This is a genomic window from Caballeronia udeis (assembly GCF_044909315.1).
Taxonomy (GTDB): Bacteria; Pseudomonadota; Gammaproteobacteria; order Burkholderiales; family Burkholderiaceae; genus Caballeronia; species Caballeronia udeis_A.
Genome location: NZ_JBIYEB010000003.1, coordinates 197,269 through 214,674, shown reverse-complemented (window position 1 = coordinate 214,674; position 17,406 = coordinate 197,269). Strand labels below are relative to the sequence as shown.

The window sequence follows — 17,406 nt, the reverse complement described above, 5'->3', positions numbered from 1 at the left end:
CGTCTGGCTCGCCCCGCCGCATAAAAGGAGACAACTCTCTTGCCGTTTGAGCACGGAGAGACAACATAAGCGGATCAACCAGATGAAAACGAATCGTTGGCGCCCTTGCGTGCTGGCAATAGGGACGATCGCGTGCGCCGCCCATGCGCAGTCGTCAGTCACTCTGGCAGGTAATGTTGATGGAGGAGTGCGATACATCAGCAACGGCAAGGGCAGCGTGACGACCATGAATTCGAACGGACTGTTCACCGCGAACCGGCTGGACTTCCTCGGTCAGGAAGATCTCGGCGGCAACTGGAATGCGCATTTCCAGCTTGAAACCGGCTTCAACACAGGTACTGGCGCACTGGACAACACAACGGGCCTGCTCTTCAACCGGATGTCGTTCGTGGGCATTGGCAGCCCGTATGGCTCGCTGGACCTGGGGCGTCAATATACGCTCGGCCACGACGTGCTGCACGATTTCGACCCGTTCTATTTTGGCTATCCGTCGATCATCCCCCTGACACCGGCGGTCGATGGAACACACTTCAGCAACGACATCAAATACTCCGGCGTATGGGGGCCGTTTCACGTCGGTGCCGAGGAAGCCCCGGGCGGAGTGGCGGGCGATTTCAATGCCGGCACCGCGCATGGCGTCGGACTGCAATACAAGGCCGGCTTCTTTAATATCGGCGGGACGTATATTCATCGCACCGTGCTGGTCGGCACAGCGTATCAGCCGGATGACTACGTCGCGTTCGGCTCCGAGCTGAAGTTCGGCACGCTGCGTTTTGCCGGCGGCTACATGAACGAGACCACGGACAACGCGGCACCCGCGACCGCTGCGCGCACGGAAAACTACTGGGGCGGCGTGACATACAACCCCACCTATGACGTCAATCTCGGTGCCGGTTATTACGTGACGAACCTGCCGACCAGCAAGGGACGGAAGAACCTGGGCATCCTCAGCGCGGTCTACCTGTTGTCCAAACGTACACGCCTGTATGCCGAGAGCGACTACACGACCTATCACGGCAGCTACATCAGCAACGCGGCACTGAATGCAGCTCACGCGTCGCATCAGCTGGCGTTCTCAGTCGGCATCAACCAGCTCTTCTGAGCCTGTCCGATTTGCGGAGAAATATAGCGTGGAAGATTTACAGCCCAAAGCAGAACAGGTGAGCGCCGGCCAAACCCGTTCAGGACAATGGCGGTTGTTGCGATCGCACTGGCAGGTCATTGCGGCGGCAACTGCCGGCTGGGCGCTCGACTCCTTCGACTTCGCAATGCTGCTGTTCCTGCTGCCGCATCTGGGCCGCGTGTTCGACGTGGGCTTGCCGGCCATGACGTTGATCGTGACCGCGACGGGACTGGCGAAAATCGTCGGCACGATAGGCTGGGGTTTGGCAGCCGATCGCTTCGGCCGCAAACTCGTGTTCATCGCAGCGGTTCTGTGCTTCTCGTGCGCGGCGGGGCTCAGCGGTCTGGCGTGGAGTTATGCGTCGTTCATGGCGTTGCGGATTCTGTTCGGTATCGGCTTCGGCGGCGAATGGACCGTGTCGGTTTCGTTGCTGATGGAAACCGTGCCCGAATCCATCAGGCCGTACGCGTCCGGCATCATGGTCTCAGGTTACGAGATTGGTTACATGCTGGCGGCGGCGACGTTCCACCTGCTGTTCCCGGTGTTCGGGTGGCGCTGGATGTTCATGATCGGCGTGCTGCCTGCCTTGCTGACGATCTTCATACGCAAAAATATCGCCGAATCGCCTGACTGGATACGCGACCAGCAACGCCACTCGCGGCGCAGTGCGTTCGAGGCATTCGAGTTCAATCCCGCAGCTCTCCAGGCATGGATCTTTTCGGGCACGATCAACTTCATGCTGTGGTCAGTGCAGGTGCTGTATCCAACCTTCCTGATCTCCGTGCAGCACATCGACGCAAGCCGTATCTATCCGTTCCTCGCGGCCTATTCGGTCGGATCGTTGACCGGCAAGCCGCTATGCGGCTATGTTGCCGCCCGGCTCGGCGAACGCCGCACGATCGTCCTGTTCCTTTGCATGGTGATTCCGCTGACCGTCCTCTATACGCTCGTGTCGAACGTATGGCTGCTGGCCGCGGGTGCTTGCCTGATGGGTCTTTTTGCCAGCGGACTGTTCGGCATTCTGCCACTCTACCAGGCGCTGCGCTTTTCGGTCAAAGGCCGCGCGACCGGCATCGGTATCAGCTACGCGATGACGGCGGCCAGCTCGATCGCGCCGTATGCGATCGCGCTCCTGTCACCGTCGATCGGCTTGAGATCGGCCATTGCACTGTTCGTCGCCGGCAGCGCGCTGCTGCTGATTGCGATCGCCGCGTGGAATACCACCCGCTGGATGCCGGGTGGCCCGCGTTCCGCTGTCGATGCGCAGGAGAGCGAACGGAGCCCGGGCACGCATGCGCGGACCTGATCGACCCGGACGCGGACGAATCCACCCGATGGCCGCGTCGCGTATTCAAGGAGTGCGACTGTTGAATCAACCTGCCACGCCGTCACCGGCATTTCGTCAGCCCGATTTCACGCTGCCACTCGGCGCGTGCGATACGCATTGTCATATCCTCGGTCCCGTGGCCCGTTTCCCCTATGCGGATTCGCGGCCCTACACGCCGGCTGAATCCGGCAAGACGGTGTTGAGCGCATTGCATGAGCGGATTGGCGTCGATCGAACGGTGATCGTCCAGGCGACCGTGTACGGCAGTAACAACCGCATCGTGCTCGACGCCATCGCCGACCGGCCGCAAACGCGGCGCGGTGTCGCGCTGATCGACGCCGGCACGTCCGACGCCGATCTGCAGGCGCTGCACGATGGCGGCATCCGCGCCGTACGATTCGGTTTTATCCGGCATCTGTGGGTGCCGCCCGACCCTACGATGTTTCACAGGCTCATGGAGCGAATCGCGTTGTTTGGCTGGCATGTGTTGCTGCACGTCGACGCAACCGGACTCGACGACTTGCAACCGTTGCTCGATGCCCTGCCCGTTCCGTTCGTGATCGACCACATGGGACGTATCGATGCAGCCGGCGGCCTGGCACAGCCAGGGTTCGTGCGGCTGCTCGAATGGGCGAGACGCGATCACTGCTGGGTCAAGGTGTCCGCGATCGACCGCCTGTCCGCGACAGGCGCGCCGTTCGCGGATGTGGCGCCGTTCGTCCGCGCGTTGATCGACGCGTCACCCGATCGCCTCTTGTGGGGAACCGACTTTCCGCACCCGAACCCTCGGCATCCGGTGGCCGACGACGCGGACCTTGTCGATGTCCTGCCGCTATGCGGCGACGCCGACGCAATGCAGAAGCTGCTGGTGGACAATCCGGCGCGTTTGTATGGTTTCATCGACTGAGGCGCACGGACGCCGGTGCGTGTCCGGCATCGGTACGCGGCATCGGTATTGCGCGAAGCTCAGTGCAAGGTTTCGCGTCTGGCGAGCGGCTTGAACAGGCGGCTCCATGCGACGCTGACGAGGATCGTCGCACATCCGCCGAGCACAACCGCGCCGACGACGCCGAATGCCGTGGCCGCCGCGCCGGATTCGAATTCGCCGAGCTGATTGCTCGCACCGACGAAGAGCGTGTTCACGGCAGCGACACGGCCGCGCATGCTATTGGGCGTTTCCAGCTGGACCAGCGTCTGCCGCACGACTACGCTGATCGTGTCGGCCCCCCCTGCGATCGCCAGCAGGGCCAGCGATACCGGAAACGATCGCGAAAGCCCGAAGGCGACAATGCAGGCGCCGTAGACACCGACAGCCATCAGGAGCTTCTTGCCGACGCCGCTGCCGATGGCATGCCGGGACAGCATGAGGCCGACGCAAAGCGCGCCTACGGCCGGCGCGGAGCGCAGCAAGCCCAGCCCTTGCGGACCGACATGGAGAATCTCCTTCGCGTAGACAGGCAGCAGCGCCGTGGCGCCGCCGAACAGGACAGCAAACAGGTCGAGCGAGACGCCGCCGAGCAGCAGCGGGTTGCTCCAGACGAAGCGCAAGCCGGCGAGGATCGTCTCGGCCGTGACAGGCTCGCGCGGCGGCGGGACATACTCGTAGCGTATGAACGTGCACATCGCCGCGCTCATGCAGAAGAGCGCGGCGCAGGTTGCATAGACTGCGTTGACGCCGATCGCGAAGAGCAAGCCGCCTACCGCCGGCCCCGCGATCACGGATACTTGCTGGCCGACGGTGCCAAGCGCCGTCGCCCGGGCCAGCAACGCCGGTGGAACGAGCATCGGCAGCAGCGCCTGCTGCCCCGACATCTGGAACGGCCGGATCGCGCCGAGCATCAGCGAAAACCCGAGCAGCACATCGCGTGTCACGATGTGCGTGACGGTCGATACGGCCAGGAACGTGGCCACGGCGGCTTGAGCCGCGAGACAGAGCGCAACGAGCCGGCCGCGATGCATGCGATCGGCGCAATGGCCGGCGACGAACGTGGTCGCCAGCGCGGGCACGAACTGGAACAGTCCGACGAGGCCGAGATCCCACGCGCTGGACGTGAGGTCGTACATATGCCAGCTGATCGCCAGCATCAGCATCTGCTGGGCGGCGATGGAGCCGATGCGAGCCGACAAGAAGCGCGTGAACGACGCGTGGCGCAGCAGGGCGCTCATGCCGCCCGCAACGCGTGCGGTGGTGATCCATAGCGTGGCGGCATCATGCCGGCATCCGCCCCGGGGACTGTAGACGCATCGCGCTGAACCGCAGATCGGGGGTCGCGACATCCCGGTCGGTCACCAGTTCGAGAAGCGCAGGACGTCCCGCCGACAATGCGCGTTCGAATGCCGCATCGAACCCGGATGTCGTCTCGACACGCTCCGCATACGCGCCAAACGATTCTGCAAATTTCACGAAGTCCGGATTCGTTAGCTCTGTTCCCGATTCCCGCCCTGGATAATGCCGCTCCTGGTGCATACGTATTGTTCCGTAAATGCCATTGTTGATGACAATCACGATGACGTTCGCCCGGTAGCGCATCGCGGTCGCGAGTTCCTGGCCGTACATCAGGAAGCAGCCGTCTCCGGCGAACGCCACCACCAGACGATCCGGATGCGCGATCTTTGCAGCGATCGCCGCCGGTACGCCGTAGCCCATCGCACCACTGGTCGGCGCGAGCTGCGAGGCAAAGCCTCGATAACGGTAATAGCGATGCACCCACACCGTGTAATTGCCCGCGCCATTCGTGATGATCGCGTCGTCGGGCAGGCGTTCGTTGAGCTTCTGCATGACCTGGGCCATGTCGACCGTGTCGGTGCGTTGCGATTCACGCGGGGTCGTGTGCCTCACATAGTCGGCACGCGCGTTCGCAAGCCATGAGTCGCGGCCCGCCACACGAGGCAGACGCAACGCAAAGAGCGCCGCGGCGAACTCTGCCATGCCGGCCTGAATGGCGAGCTCGGCCTGATAGACGCGACCTAGCTCTTCAGCGCCCGTGTGGACGTGGACGAGACATTGACGCGGTGTGGGCACTTCGAACAGGCGATAGCCGCCCGTCGTCGATTCACCCAGACGCGGTCCGATCGCCAACACCAGATCGGCATGGCGGACGCGCTCCGTGAGCCGCGGATTGATGCCCAGACCGATATCGCCGACATAATTTTCGTGCCGGTGATCGTACAGTGCCTGGAAGCGGAAGGCAGCCGCAACGGGCAGCGCGTGATTGCGCGCAAAGGACGTGAGATCGTCACGCGCCTTCTCGGTCCACGCTCCGCCCCCGACGATCAGGAGCGGCCGCTCCGCGCGCATGAGCAAGGCCTGCAAACGCTCCATGTCCTGAGCGCGGGGCGCCGCATGGATGCCGGTGCGCGGGGGCAAGTCGGCGACGTCCGCCTGTTCGACCAGCATGTCCTCCGGCAGGGCCAGCACCACCGGGCCGGGCCGGCCTGACATCGCCGTGCTGAACGCCCGTGCGACATATTCGGGGATACGCGCCGCGCTTTCGATCTCGGCTACCCATTTGCAGAGCGGGCCGAACATGCGCCGGTAGTCGATTTCCTGGAACGCTTCGCGCTCTTCGTGACCACGCGCGACCTGCCCGACAAACAGGATCATCGGCGTGGAGTCCTGAAATGCGGTGTGCACGCCCACGCTCGCATGCGTCGCGCCCGGGCCGCGCGTGACGAAGCAGATGCCCGGGCGTCCGGTCAGCTTGCCGTATGCATCGGCCATGTTGGCCGCGGCGCCCTCGTGACGGCACACGATATTGCGCACGCTCGCCGTATCGTGCAACGCGTCGAGCACTGCAAGAAAGCTCTCGCCGGGGACGCAGTAGACCGTATTGACCTGCTGCGCGACGAGCGCATCAACCAGGATCCGGCCGCCTCTGCGCTGTGTCGCGGCGTGATCTGCAAGCGGTGCGTCGACGCTGTTCGTGCTCGTGCTCGCGCCCGGTTGCGTCGCGGATCGATCCTGCTGGATTGTCATGACTCTTTTCTCTCTGTCAGCGGCGCGGTATGCCCGCCTGCTCGATCACCCGCTGCCACTTCGCCGTGTCGGTCTGGACGAGGCGGGTCATCTGATCGGGTGTGTCCGCGCGAGCCTCGGCGCCCAGCGTCAGCATCTTACGTTTGACCTCGGGATCGGCGAGTGCCGCCGCGGTTACGGATGCGAGACGGCTCACGACTGCGTCGCTCGTTTTCACGGGCACGCTCAGTCCGCTCCACGACGTTGCATCGAAACCGGGGAAGCCGCTTTCTGCGAGCGTCGGCACCTGGGGTAAGCCGGAAAAACGCGAAGGCGACGTCACCGCAAGTGCCCGTATCGCGCCCGACGACACCTGCCCGAGCACGGAGGGAATGACCTCCACCACGGCCTGCACGGAGCCGCCCCGCAACGCCGTCAGCACTTCGCTCGTGGTTTCGAACGGCACGATCTGGACGTCGATGCCAGCCTTCAGCCGGAACAACAACGCAACGAGATTCTGCGTGCTGCCAGTCGACACCGTCGCGATGTTCAGTTTGCCTGGATGCGCTTTCGCGTCGGCGATCAGGTCGGCGACATTCCGGTACGGCGCGTGGCCGTCGACCAGAATCGCGGGAGTGAAGAACGAAACGGTCGACACGTGCCGGAAATCGCTTAACCGGTAAGGCAGGCTGCGAAACAGCACGGATGAAATGTCAGCACCGTTACCGCTGAGAAACACCGTGTAGCCGTCGGGCCGTGCATTCGCCACCATCGTCGCCGAGTTCACGAAACCCGCGCCCGGGCGGTTCAACACAATGACCGGCCGGTTGACGATCTGCGTGAGCTTCTGCGCGAACAGGCGCGTCGTCAAATCGCCTGCCCCCCCAGCCGCGAACGGCACCACGATGGTCACCGCATGCGACGGATAATCGCTGTCTGCATCTGCAGCACGCGCTCGAGGCACAACGAAGACCGACAGCATGCAGCAGGCGACGAGTGCCGCCGCTTTACGCGCCCCGCACCCGCCCGTTGCCGAAAAGCGCGTGCGCCACACGCTCGAGAAAGCGACACCCGTCATCACCGGCTTAGGCTCCCAGAACGCGCGTGGTGTCGTCGAACAATTCGTCGACGCCAAGACGGTGGTCGATCAGTCCCTGGTCGACACAGTAGTCGATCGCTACCTCGATGTTTCGCCGGTTCGCCTCGAGCCCGAACGCCGGTTCGGGTTTGCCGCCTCTTTCGCCAGCAACGCGGCGGCTTTCTTCCAGCAGGCGAAACACCTCACATGCTGCTTCCGGGTGGGAGTCCATCAGCGACTGTTTCGCGACGATCATGTGATTGATCTGGATAGCGTGATTGCGTTCATGCCACGCCTTCGCTTCTGCGGCCGGGTCGGGGAAGAGCGTCTTGATGCGCGGGTCTTTCTTTGCCCCGTCACCGATGATCGCCGCGTCAATCTCGCCGTCGAGCAGCATCTGCAGCAATTCCTTGTCGTCCGTTGCGCGCTTGACATTGGTCGGATCGACGAACTCGGCGACGTGCGGCTCTTCGAACGTTGTCCACTTGACACTCGCCAAGTCAAGTCCAAAGTCGTTCTGCAGGATGCCGCGCACCCAGGTTGCGGTCGTGACCGAGTACGAGCGCATGCCGATGCGCTTGCCATTAAGTTCGTACGGCGACAGATGTCCTCGCTCCGCGTTATAAACGATGTACGGATGCTGGAAGCGGCCGATCATCACGGCCGGCAACAGCACGAGCGGCTTGCCGCGTGCCTTCGCCATCAGGAACGTGATGATCGCCAGTTCGGCGATGTCGAACTCAAGGTCGCGCACGACGCGCTTGAAAGCATTGTTCGGCCGCGGCACGTCGGCAAAATCCAGTTCGACAATATCCGAGCGGACCGTGCCGTCTTTCAGGGCCTCCGTGCTCAGATAGGTACCGAGCAGCATGTGCAGGGCAATACGTTGCTTGGCGTTCACGGGCTGCTCCTTTATGCGAGGACCGGATAGAGTTGGTAAGCGGTGCGATTGAAGATCCATTCCTTGTCTTCCTCCGGCAGCCATTCGACCGCTTGCATGTTGTCAGTGACAATCTCCTTCAGCGATCCCGGCGATGCCGGGAAATTTGAGCCCCACGCAATGCGTTTCGCACCAAACTCCTTGACGATGCGCGGGAAGAAAGATTCAGGCGTCGCCTTGCCGGCACGCGCATGACGGATGACCACGCTGCTCAGTTTGAGATATATGTTTTCGTGCTTCGCGAGACTGAACAGCGGTTCGGCGTCCGCATAGGGCGCGCCTTCTTCAAGCTTCGGACTCAGCAGGTGATCGATGATGATGCGAACCGTCGGGAAGCGTTCGATCAGCACGTTGAGTTGCGGGATGCCCTGGATTCGCGCCTGCACGCAAACCGGCAGATTCAACTCTGCCGCGCACTCCCAGCCGGCGAACGAGCGCGGGTCGGCAAGCCAGTCGCCCTGCCCTTGCATCGTGCTGCCGGCCGTGAACAGGCGCAGGCCCGTCATGCCACGCCCCACCCAATAACAGATCTTCTCGGTGGCATCGGGCGCAAGCATGTCGACCGAGCAAACGCCCGTGAAGCGATCGGGATGCGCGGCAACCGCATCGGCGCAGTAAGAGTTGTCAAAGCCGTAGCACGTCGACGAATGCACGATTGCCGCTTTCGCTACGCCAGCCTCATCCATGGCGGTCAGCAACTGCTCATAAGAGGTCGGACGCTCCTGAGACCAAACCGACTGTTTGCCACCCAAAGGATCCCGTGGATACTTTCTCTCGTCAGTCGAGATGACATGAGGATGGATATCGACAATTCTCGTCATGATTATTTGTTATCCTTATCAAATTAACAAAACAGCCACTCCTCACCCCATGCACGGGACGTTGTGGTCCAGTGCATCGGAAACCGGAGATATGGCTATGGGAAGGAAGGAAAAAAGAGCGCCGTTTTTGGGCGAAGGATCAGCGTCGCGTACTGCTCAGGTCGCCTACTCCATAGATATCGTTCAGGACGATCAGATAGTCAGGAAGATTGCGTACAAACGTCTTTCTCGCATCCGTCGCGGCACGGCAGGTCGTTTTCGTCCAAAGGAACAGATTCGTGATCCGGATACGCATGGTGTCTCCTGTCTTTATGCTCTTTCGGCGCGTTTCCCGCGTCCGATTGATTGACTCCCGCGCGGCCCCCTCATGTGGGGTTTAAGTCGAGGCGGTGTCGTTATCATCGTGCCGTCCGTACTTGCCGTCTATTGAAATAAAGGGTGGGCGCGTTAACCTGCGGGTTAAGTTGCGGCGGCCTTTTCAGCCGTTAGCGCATGAGGTAATTTTCTTTGTGCAGCGGACAAGCGGAGACCCCGCTCGCCGGGATCGGACTATCTCGAACGGACGGGTGATGCGAACATCTTTCGACGCTTCATACGTCCGCGTCGAGGACAGGCGCCACATCGGGCGATGCCGTCCCTGGGCACACTCTCTCCAGACAGCGCAACAGCAGGGCCGCACTCGGCGCAAGTGGTTTGTCAGCTCGCCAGATAGCACCAAGCGGCCGCGTCACGAGGCTCAGATCAAGTGGCAAAACGTGGATCGGACTCACGTCTGCGTATGGATACAACATGTCCACCGTATGAAGGGCAATCGCGTCGTTGATCTGGATGTAAGCGCGTATGAGATGGGTCGACAACGTCTCGATGTAGTTCGACGGCATCGGCAAGCCGTGTCGCGCAAACGTATTCTCAATCGGCTCACGCAACAATGAACCCGGCGGCGGCAGTATCCAGGGGAATCCCTTGAGGTCGCCCCATAGCAGTTTCTTCTTACCCGCCAAAGGATGATTGGGTCCTGTCACAAGCTTGATCGGCGTGTCGAGCAAAATCTGCTCCTGCAAGCCTACCGTGTCGGACCGGTTCGGCAGGCGCCCAACAATCAGGTCGAGATCACCGCGGCGCAACTCCTGCAATAACGAAGTCATTCGTCCTTCGGAGATCGACACATTCGTGTGCGGCGATTCCTGTTTGAGAAGCGCAAGAGCCCTCGGCATGATCGTGGAGATCAAGGTCGGTAACGCACCTACATGCACCTTGCCCGCACTGCCCGTCTGCAGCGCCTTGATTTCTTCGGCCGTCTGATTCAGATTGCTAAGTACGGCACGTGCATGACGAACGACGCATTCACCATAAGCAGTTGGCCGCAGGCCGTTTACCGTGCGCTCGAAGAGCTTCACACCGAGCGCACTCTCGATCTCGCCTAGCGCTTTCGACACCGCTGGCACAGTGATATATGAATTCGATGCGACCTGTCGCAGATTACGAAAATCGTTGACGGCGACCAGCAGGCGCAAATGGCGCGCCTTCATGTTGACGGTCAGATACCAGTCCAGTTGACTCATCGTGTCTCCGGGTTCGTGCCCGCCCGAACCGTTGGTGCGCTACTTGTCGTGGCCTCGTCCTGCCGGAGCGGTGATCGCGCGATCCCGATAGGCCGGCCGCTCACTGTGCTGCGATTCCTCCATTGTCGGCGGACGCGGCAGCATGTCGGCACTACGCTTGCCGGCCGCCCGGCCGCGCACCGCAAACCACGCCTGCAGGAGCAACAGCAGCAACGAGACACCGAGGAACGCCGCACTGATCGGCTGGTCGATGAAGGTCCCGAGACTACCGTGCGATAGCAGCAGCGCGCGACGAAAATTCTGTTCGACCATGGGTCCCAACACGTAGCCGAGCATGATCGGCGCGATAGGAAATCGCAGTGCAACAAACACAGCACCCATCAGGCCGAAGACCAGCACCTCGCCCACCTCGAACAGCATGTTGTTGGTACTGTAAACGCCTACGGTAATAAAGAATAGCGCGGCCGGAAAAAGGAAGCGATAAGGCACCCGCAGCACACGTACCCATACCTGGATCAGCGGCACATTAAGCAATACGAGCAGCACATTCCCGATCCAGAAACTCGCAATCAGGCCCCAGAATATATCCGGGTGATCTCCGATCAATTGCGGCCCCGGCTGGATACCCTGAATAAGCAATGCTCCAAGCAGCAAGGCCATCACCGGATCGCCGGGAATGCCAAGGCTCATGGTCGGGATGAAATCGATCTGCGTCTTCGCGTGAGACGCAGCCTCCGGACTTGCGACGCCTTCGATCGCGCCGTGGCCGAACCGCTCGGGCCGTTTCGAGATCCTCTTCTCGAGCGCGTACGCAATGAACGTGGTGATCGTGGGCCCGGTACCGGGCATCGCGCCGAACAAAGTCCCTACCGATGTACCGCGCACAATGGGCCAGAACGCCTGGCGCAGTTCAGCGCCACTTGGGCGCATGTCCCGCACGCGCAGCTTCATTCCGGTTCCGACCACATGCATGCGGTTTACATTGCGAAGGAATTCCGCCACGCCGAAGAGGCCAAGTGCAAGCGCGACGAGTTGAATACCGTCTGCAAGCTCCGTGAAACCAAACGTGAAGCGCACGGTTCCCGACGTCGAATCGGCGCCGACCACGCCCAGCAGTAGACCAACGACCGTCATGGCGATGCCCTTGACGCGGGAGCCGCTTGACATCGTGCCGCCGGCGATCAATCCCAGCAGCATGATGGAAAACAGCTCGGGCGGACCGAACTTGAACGCAACGCTCACCAGCAGCGGCGACGCAAACACCATCACGACGATGCCGAATGAAGCCGCTGCGAACGATGCGACCATGGTAATGCCGAGCGCTGTACCGCCCTTTCCCTGACGTGTCAGTGGATAACCATCAATGCACGTAACGGCGTGCGGCGGATGGCACGGGAGATTCAGCAGGATCGCACCAATCGCGCCGCCATACTGCGATCCGTAGAAGATGCCCGCAAGCATCAGGATTGCCGGCACGGCGTGCATCGAATAGGTGAGCGGAAGCAGGATGGAAATGGCGGAAAGCGGCCCCATGCCCGGCAATACACCAATCAGATTGCCGACCAGTACACCGACGAATGACCAGATGAAATTGTGCGGCTCGAGCGCCACACCGAAACCCTGCCACAAAGCGGCAAGAGATTGCCCGATCATGCATCACCCCCACGTGAACAATGGAAACTGCACCTGCAACGCCCACCAGAACACGACGACGCAGACAATCGACATGGCGGCAGCCAACAGCAGCGCGCTGAACCACGAATTTTCCCGGTCACCAAGCGCCGAGATAAACACGACGGCGAAGGTCGCAGGCAGAAGGCCGCCATATTTACCAAGCACAACGAACGCGACCACACTGCCGAGAATGCAGAACCAGCCGCGCCACTCCAACGGTTCCTTCTCGTCTTCTGTGGCTTCGTCAGGTGCAAGGTGTGCCGCACCCGCGATCCAGATACCGAGCAGCACGAGGATCGCGCCAAGCGAGACCGGAAAGAAGCCGGATCCCATCGCGGTGAGCGAGCCAATCTTGTAGCTCGAGCCTTGAACGATCGCGCCGAGACCGATCAGGATCATCAGTACGCCACCGTAGTATTCGCGTGCATGGACGCTGAACCACCTTCGATCACTCGTCGTCTTCATATGGCTGTCTCCTCCCGGCGTATCGTCTCATCAACCAAACCCGGCAATTTCATGCGGCACATAGGGCGCCTGCAATGCGGCAATCTCGTCTTGCGAAAGCTGGACATCGAGAGCCGCGACCGCGCCTTGCAGATGCTGCAATTTCGAGGCACCGATGATCGGCGTCGTCACCCCGCGCTTGTCCAGAAGCCATGCGAGAGCAACTTGTGCATGCGGCAGCCCGCGCGCGTGGGCTACTGCGCCAAGAGCGTCGACTACCTTGTGATCCTGTTCTTCGCTGGCCGAGTAGATCTTCCTGGAGAACGCATCCGTGCGATCGCGCACGGTGGCCGGCGTGCTTTGCCATGGACGCGTGAGCTTGCCACGCGCGAGTGGACTCCACGGCATCACCGCGATGCCCTGGTCGTTACACAACCCGAGCATTTCGCGCTCTTCTTCCCGATAGAGCAGGTTCAGATGGTTCTGCATCGATACGAATAGAGTCCAACCGTTCAGACGGGCAACGTAAAGGGCCTTGCTGAACTGCCACGCGAACATCGACGATGCACCGAGATAGCGCACCTTGCCAGCCTTGACGACATCATGCAGCGCTTCAAGGGTTTCTTCGATCGGCGTCGTGTTGTCCCATCGATGCATCTGGTAGAGGTCGATGTAATCCGTACCGAGGCGCCGCAAGCTGGCATCGACCTCGGTCATGATTGCCTTGCGCGAGAGGCCCCGGCCGTTAACATCCGGGCGCATGGGCCAATAGACTTTCGTTGCGATCACAACTTCGTCGCGCCGCGCGTACTCGCGAATCATCTTGCCCAGAATCTGCTCGCTAGTGCCGGCTGAATAGCTATTGGCCGTATCGAAGAAATTCACACCCGCTTCAAGCGCTGCCCGAAAAATGGGGCGAGCGCTTCCTTCGTCCAGTGTCCACTCGTGCGTGCCGGACTGCGGATCACCAAAGCTCATGCATCCCAGACACAACCGCGACACCTGCAAGCCGGTGTTGCCGAAATTGATATATTTCATATGCTCACACTCCTGACTCGGAAGGACCATTGCTGGTCAGAACAGGTGGTTGATACCTATCGAGAAAGCCGACTGGTGAGGAATGCCGCTCGCGTTGAGCGTTTTGTTCGTGATGTAGCTGCCGCCAAACCTGGTGTAATCCGCTTCAGCGTAAAGGCGCGTCTGCTTCGACAGTGAATAGGTAATGCTCGCAATGCCCTGACTGCGTTTCCCGCTCGAGTTGGGTAAATCGGTGATGTAGACGGCGCCGCCGAGATGCACGAACGGATTCAGATCGTACGTAATACCGCCCCAGTAGTTCAATGTGCGGACGTCGGCCGCGGGCGCGGTCGAGTCCTGGTTTTCGTTCATGTAGCCGCCGGCAAAACGCAAAGCACCGAATTTCAACTCCGCGCCTGCCGTAAAATAGTTGTCCGGTTGGTACGTAGTACCGACCTGTATTGTTCGATATTCGTATGCGCCGCCGACATTCAGCCATCCCCACCGATACTGGACGCCCAGGCCCCGAGCAGAACCGGCATTGAAGTCGCCCGCAACACCGCCGAATGAATTCTCGGCGCGGAAACGCAATGGCCCATATTCACCGATGTATTTCACATCGTTGTTGAAACGGAACCCGTCGGTCGCCGGGGTCACCGGCGTGATCGCGGGGTACGCGAAATTGAACGGATCGTAATCGAACACCACGTCGTGAGCGATTGTGTACTGACGGCCAACGTTCACCGCGCCAAACCAACCACCAAGGCCCACATACGCACCCCGGTTGAACAGGACGCCAGTCGTATTGTCGAGCGCGCCGTTGCCGAGATTGAAGCCGCTCTCCAACTGGAAGTGAGCGTTATATCCACCACCCAGATCTTCCTGGCCGACGAAATCTATGCGGTTGGACGTGAACAGGCCATTGGAATTCATCGAAAACTGGCTTCCAGCCTTTGAATTCGTGTAGCGTATGCCGCCGTCTATATCACCGGCGAGCGTCACACTCGACTGCGCGTGGACCACGCCGGCGATTGGGGCTATGGCGAGAAGCAGCGCCATCTTTTTCATCGTAAGGTCTCCATTGTATATTCTGGATATTTCAAAAATTGGGATCAGCCCAACCAGTGAATATCTTGTCAACCAATTTCTCTTTGAGCCCTGATCTGGGTTCAGATTGACATTTCATCCAGCGTATATATTGGTATCCTTATTATTTTTAAGTTTTTTCATCGTTTGTCTCCATACCTGGGTCGGACCGCGGACCCAATTTTTTTAATTGTATGGGCGAGATTCCGAAGGGAAACTGCACCCATTCAAGACTTTCCACTTCAACTTACTGCTTCATCCTGCTATAGACCTTCTGTGCATTGCCACTGAAAATCTTTTGCTTCTCATCCGCACTCAACCATGCGACCTGGTCGATATAGCGACGGGTATCGTCGAAATAATGACCGGTCTCGGGATCGACGCCGCGCACCGCGCCGACCATCTCGGACGCGAAAAGAATGTTGTCGGCAGGGATCACCTTCGTCAGCAGATCAATCCCCGCCTGGTGATACACGCAGGTATCGAAATACACATTGTTAAGCAGCAGTTCGCTGAGCGGCGGCAGGCCCATGTCCTGCGCGAGCCCCCGATAACGTCCCCAGTGATACGGTACTGCGCCGCCTCCATGCGGGATCACGAACCGTAGCGTGGGAAAGTCCTGGAACAGTTTCGACGTTAGAAACTGCATGAAGGCGGTCGTGTCGCCGTTGATGTAATGCGCACCGGTCGCGTGAAAATTGGGGTTGCACGAGCCGCTTACGTGAATCATGGCGGGTACGTCGAGTTCCACCATTTTTTCGTAAAGGGGATACCACCATTTGTCGAACAGCGGCGGATCGGACCAATGGCCACCAGACGGGTCCGGATTCAGGTTGCAACCAATGAACCCGAATTCCTCCACACAGCGGGTGAGTTCCGCAATGCAGTTGTCGGGGCGTACGCCCGGACTTTGGGGTAGTTGACACACGCTGACAAAGTTTTGCGGATAGAGCTCACTGACGCGATAGATCAGCTCGTTGCAATGTTCTGTCCAATGGCGGCTCGTCGCCTCGTTGCCGATGTGATGGCCCATGCCCACTGCACGCGGCGAAAAGATCGTGCGATCGGTGCCGCGCTCGCGCTGGATCTTGAGTTGTGCGGTTTCGAGGCTTTCGCGAATCTCGTCGTCGCTGATGTTCAGGTCGCCCTTCTCCGGCTCATGGTCCTGCCCGCACAGACAGCCAATCTGATGCTTGCGGAATTCGTCCAGCTGGCGCGGCGCGGTGGTGTAATGCCCATGACAGTCGATGATCATTCCAGTTATTCCTCTTCGTTGAGGTAATGACGGCTGGTGGCGTGATGCGTGGTCAAATCAGGCCGCCTGTGGATCGATAAACAGTTCATCGATTCTGTAGTGTTTCGGCAGCAGCTTCTGCTGATACGAGTACTGGATCAACGCCTCGATCGCAGGGCGGTTCGGCGTGATGCCGAGCGGCAGCGGATCCCCAACGATCTCGGACATGGCCTGGTAGTGCCGATCGGTATCCGAGTTGACAACGCCGCGCTTCAGTTGCTCCAGCCACAACTCTTTTGATTTGACGAACGCGTTGAACAGGGATTTCGCCAGCCACGGATGCTCGGCCAACAACTCGTCCTTGACAACGATCAGGCCGTGTACCGGATAAATGCCCGTGCGCTGGTACCAGTCCCTTTCCGCTGCAAGCGTGTCCGGGAACATCTCGGTATAGCCCGGCGCCTGCCGTGCATTGGATGCGTCCCATCCTTCCTTCGGCTCTCCCGACCGCCCGATACCTGCAGGCCCCGTGAATGCTGCCTGCAGGCTGCCGTCCGCCATCATGCTGACGAGTGACTGCCCTTCTGGCGCATGCACGACGTTCGACGGCAAACGCAGCGACGTCACATGCTCTTCGTCATCGACCACCCACGTCACCTTTGATACATCGACGCCGCAGTCATTCTGCAGAATGCCGCGCGTCCAGATTCCCGTCGACACCGAATACGCCCGCACACCCGCCTTCTTGCCTTCGAGATCTTTGGGCTTGCTGATGCCCGCGTCGTCGCGGTAGACGAACCCACCATGATGAAAGCGGCGGAACACAAACACCGGCAGGGCCTTGAACGGCGCGCCGGCCGCTCGCGCGATCATGTAAGTGGCAGGCGCCATTTCACACACGTCGAATTCGACGTCACGCACCATGCGTCGAAAAGCGGCAATGATCGGACTGATTTCGACGAAGTCGGGCGCGACGCCTTCAATCGGCGCGCGACCGTCCTTGACAGCGGCCGTGTGTCCATAAGTGGCAATGGCGATCTTGAGCGGCAGTTTGTCGTTTGGCATGAGTCGTTTTCGTTCGTTTTCGTTTAGGAATGGACTAGGTGACTAGGGACCGGCAGCAGGATTCGAAATAGCGCGGCGAG

The 17,406-nt window shown here is 60.4% G+C and carries 16 protein-coding genes; 3 read left to right on the top strand and 13 right to left on the bottom strand.

Translation table 11 applies throughout. The annotated features are described in order from the left end of the window. The first annotated feature begins 82 nt into the window (after positions 1 to 82). From ABH944_RS06120 to ABH944_RS06110, 3 genes are read left to right on the top strand one after another with little or no spacing between them, the layout of a single operon-like run. Positions 83 to 1,102, top strand: coding sequence for a porin (locus tag ABH944_RS06120; protein ID WP_404605100.1), 1,020 nt, complete (start codon positions 83 to 85; stop codon positions 1,100 to 1,102). A gap of 28 nt (positions 1,103 to 1,130) precedes the next feature. After that, entirely contained in the window at positions 1,131 to 2,429 is a 1,299-nt protein-coding gene (locus tag ABH944_RS06115) for an MFS transporter (RefSeq protein ID WP_404605101.1), read from the top strand. Between the two features lie 52 nt (positions 2,430 to 2,481). Continuing rightward, positions 2,482 to 3,357, top strand: coding sequence for an amidohydrolase family protein (locus ABH944_RS06110; protein WP_404605367.1), 876 nt, complete (start codon positions 2,482 to 2,484; stop codon positions 3,355 to 3,357). Between the two features lie 59 nt (positions 3,358 to 3,416). On the opposite strand, the gene ABH944_RS06105 is transcribed toward ABH944_RS06110, so the two are convergent. The 13 genes from ABH944_RS06105 to ABH944_RS06045 all read right to left on the bottom strand — a co-directional run bounded on the left by ABH944_RS06105 (position 3,417) and on the right by ABH944_RS06045 (position 17,326). Next, positions 3,417 to 4,616, bottom strand: a complete 1,200-nt coding sequence (locus tag ABH944_RS06105) for an MFS transporter (RefSeq protein ID WP_404605103.1) — start codon at positions 4,614 to 4,616, stop codon at positions 3,417 to 3,419. Between the two features lie 43 nt (positions 4,617 to 4,659). After that, a complete protein-coding gene (locus tag ABH944_RS06100) occupies positions 4,660 to 6,426 on the bottom strand; it encodes a thiamine pyrophosphate-binding protein (protein ID WP_404605104.1) in 1,767 nt (588 codons plus the stop codon). Positions 6,427 to 6,442: 16 nt separating this feature from the next. Beyond that, complete coding sequence (locus tag ABH944_RS06095) at positions 6,443 to 7,483, bottom strand: Bug family tripartite tricarboxylate transporter substrate binding protein (RefSeq protein ID WP_404605369.1); 1,041 nt, start codon at positions 7,481 to 7,483, stop codon at positions 6,443 to 6,445. 7 nt (positions 7,484 to 7,490) lie between these two features. Then, positions 7,491 to 8,384: a substrate-binding domain-containing protein gene (locus tag ABH944_RS06090; RefSeq protein WP_404605105.1), complete on the bottom strand. Its 894-nt coding sequence runs from the start codon at positions 8,382 to 8,384 to the stop codon at positions 7,491 to 7,493. Positions 8,385 to 8,395: 11 nt separating this feature from the next. Then, complete coding sequence (locus ABH944_RS06085; protein WP_404605106.1) at positions 8,396 to 9,244, bottom strand: amidohydrolase family protein; 849 nt, start codon at positions 9,242 to 9,244, stop codon at positions 8,396 to 8,398. A gap of 139 nt (positions 9,245 to 9,383) precedes the next feature. Further along, on the bottom strand, positions 9,384 to 9,539 hold the full coding sequence (locus ABH944_RS06080) for a hypothetical protein (RefSeq protein WP_404605108.1): 156 nt from the start codon (positions 9,537 to 9,539) through the stop codon (positions 9,384 to 9,386). 295 nt (positions 9,540 to 9,834) lie between these two features. Next, complete coding sequence (locus tag ABH944_RS06075; RefSeq protein WP_404605110.1) at positions 9,835 to 10,806, bottom strand: LysR substrate-binding domain-containing protein; 972 nt, start codon at positions 10,804 to 10,806, stop codon at positions 9,835 to 9,837. A 39-nt stretch (positions 10,807 to 10,845) separates the two neighbouring features. After that, positions 10,846 to 12,459, bottom strand: coding sequence for a tripartite tricarboxylate transporter permease (locus ABH944_RS06070; protein WP_404605112.1), 1,614 nt, complete (start codon positions 12,457 to 12,459; stop codon positions 10,846 to 10,848). Between the two features lie 3 nt (positions 12,460 to 12,462). After that, positions 12,463 to 12,945, bottom strand: coding sequence for a tripartite tricarboxylate transporter TctB family protein (locus tag ABH944_RS06065; RefSeq protein WP_404605114.1), 483 nt, complete (start codon positions 12,943 to 12,945; stop codon positions 12,463 to 12,465). 30 nt (positions 12,946 to 12,975) lie between these two features. After that, positions 12,976 to 13,962, bottom strand: a complete 987-nt coding sequence (locus tag ABH944_RS06060) for an aldo/keto reductase (RefSeq protein WP_404605115.1) — start codon at positions 13,960 to 13,962, stop codon at positions 12,976 to 12,978. A gap of 36 nt (positions 13,963 to 13,998) precedes the next feature. Next, positions 13,999 to 15,009: a porin gene (locus ABH944_RS06055; RefSeq protein WP_404605117.1), complete on the bottom strand. Its 1,011-nt coding sequence runs from the start codon at positions 15,007 to 15,009 to the stop codon at positions 13,999 to 14,001. Between the two features lie 265 nt (positions 15,010 to 15,274). Continuing rightward, on the bottom strand, positions 15,275 to 16,282 hold the full coding sequence (locus ABH944_RS06050) for an amidohydrolase family protein (RefSeq protein WP_404605118.1): 1,008 nt from the start codon (positions 16,280 to 16,282) through the stop codon (positions 15,275 to 15,277). A 57-nt stretch (positions 16,283 to 16,339) separates the two neighbouring features. Further along, positions 16,340 to 17,326, bottom strand: coding sequence for an ABC transporter substrate-binding protein (locus ABH944_RS06045; protein WP_404605120.1), 987 nt, complete (start codon positions 17,324 to 17,326; stop codon positions 16,340 to 16,342). Between the last annotated feature and the right edge of the window lie 80 nt (positions 17,327 to 17,406).

Bases quoted from the DNA above. Each gene is read 5' to 3' on its own strand.
- ABH944_RS06120 (WP_404605100.1), top strand. From the start codon at position 83: ATGAAAACGAATCGTTGGCGCCCTTGCGTGCTGGCAATAGGGACGATC.
- ABH944_RS06105 (WP_404605103.1), bottom strand. From the start codon at position 4,616: ATGAGCGCCCTGCTGCGCCACGCGTCGTTCACGCGCTTCTTGTCGGCT.
- ABH944_RS06100 (WP_404605104.1), bottom strand. From the start codon at position 6,426: ATGACAATCCAGCAGGATCGATCCGCGACGCAACCGGGCGCGAGCACG.
- ABH944_RS06095 (WP_404605369.1), bottom strand. From the start codon at position 7,483: ATGACGGGTGTCGCTTTCTCGAGCGTGTGGCGCACGCGCTTTTCGGCA.
- ABH944_RS06085 (WP_404605106.1), bottom strand. From the start codon at position 9,244: ATGACGAGAATTGTCGATATCCATCCTCATGTCATCTCGACTGACGAG.
- ABH944_RS06080 (WP_404605108.1), bottom strand. From the start codon at position 9,539: ATGCGTATCCGGATCACGAATCTGTTCCTTTGGACGAAAACGACCTGC.
- ABH944_RS06075 (WP_404605110.1), bottom strand. From the start codon at position 10,806: ATGAGTCAACTGGACTGGTATCTGACCGTCAACATGAAGGCGCGCCAT.
- ABH944_RS06070 (WP_404605112.1), bottom strand. From the start codon at position 12,459: ATGATCGGGCAATCTCTTGCCGCTTTGTGGCAGGGTTTCGGTGTGGCG.
- ABH944_RS06065 (WP_404605114.1), bottom strand. From the start codon at position 12,945: ATGAAGACGACGAGTGATCGAAGGTGGTTCAGCGTCCATGCACGCGAA.
- ABH944_RS06060 (WP_404605115.1), bottom strand. From the start codon at position 13,962: ATGAAATATATCAATTTCGGCAACACCGGCTTGCAGGTGTCGCGGTTG.
- ABH944_RS06055 (WP_404605117.1), bottom strand. From the start codon at position 15,009: ATGAAAAAGATGGCGCTGCTTCTCGCCATAGCCCCAATCGCCGGCGTG.
- ABH944_RS06050 (WP_404605118.1), bottom strand. From the start codon at position 16,282: ATGATCATCGACTGTCATGGGCATTACACCACCGCGCCGCGCCAGCTG.
- ABH944_RS06045 (WP_404605120.1), bottom strand. From the start codon at position 17,326: ATGCCAAACGACAAACTGCCGCTCAAGATCGCCATTGCCACTTATGGA.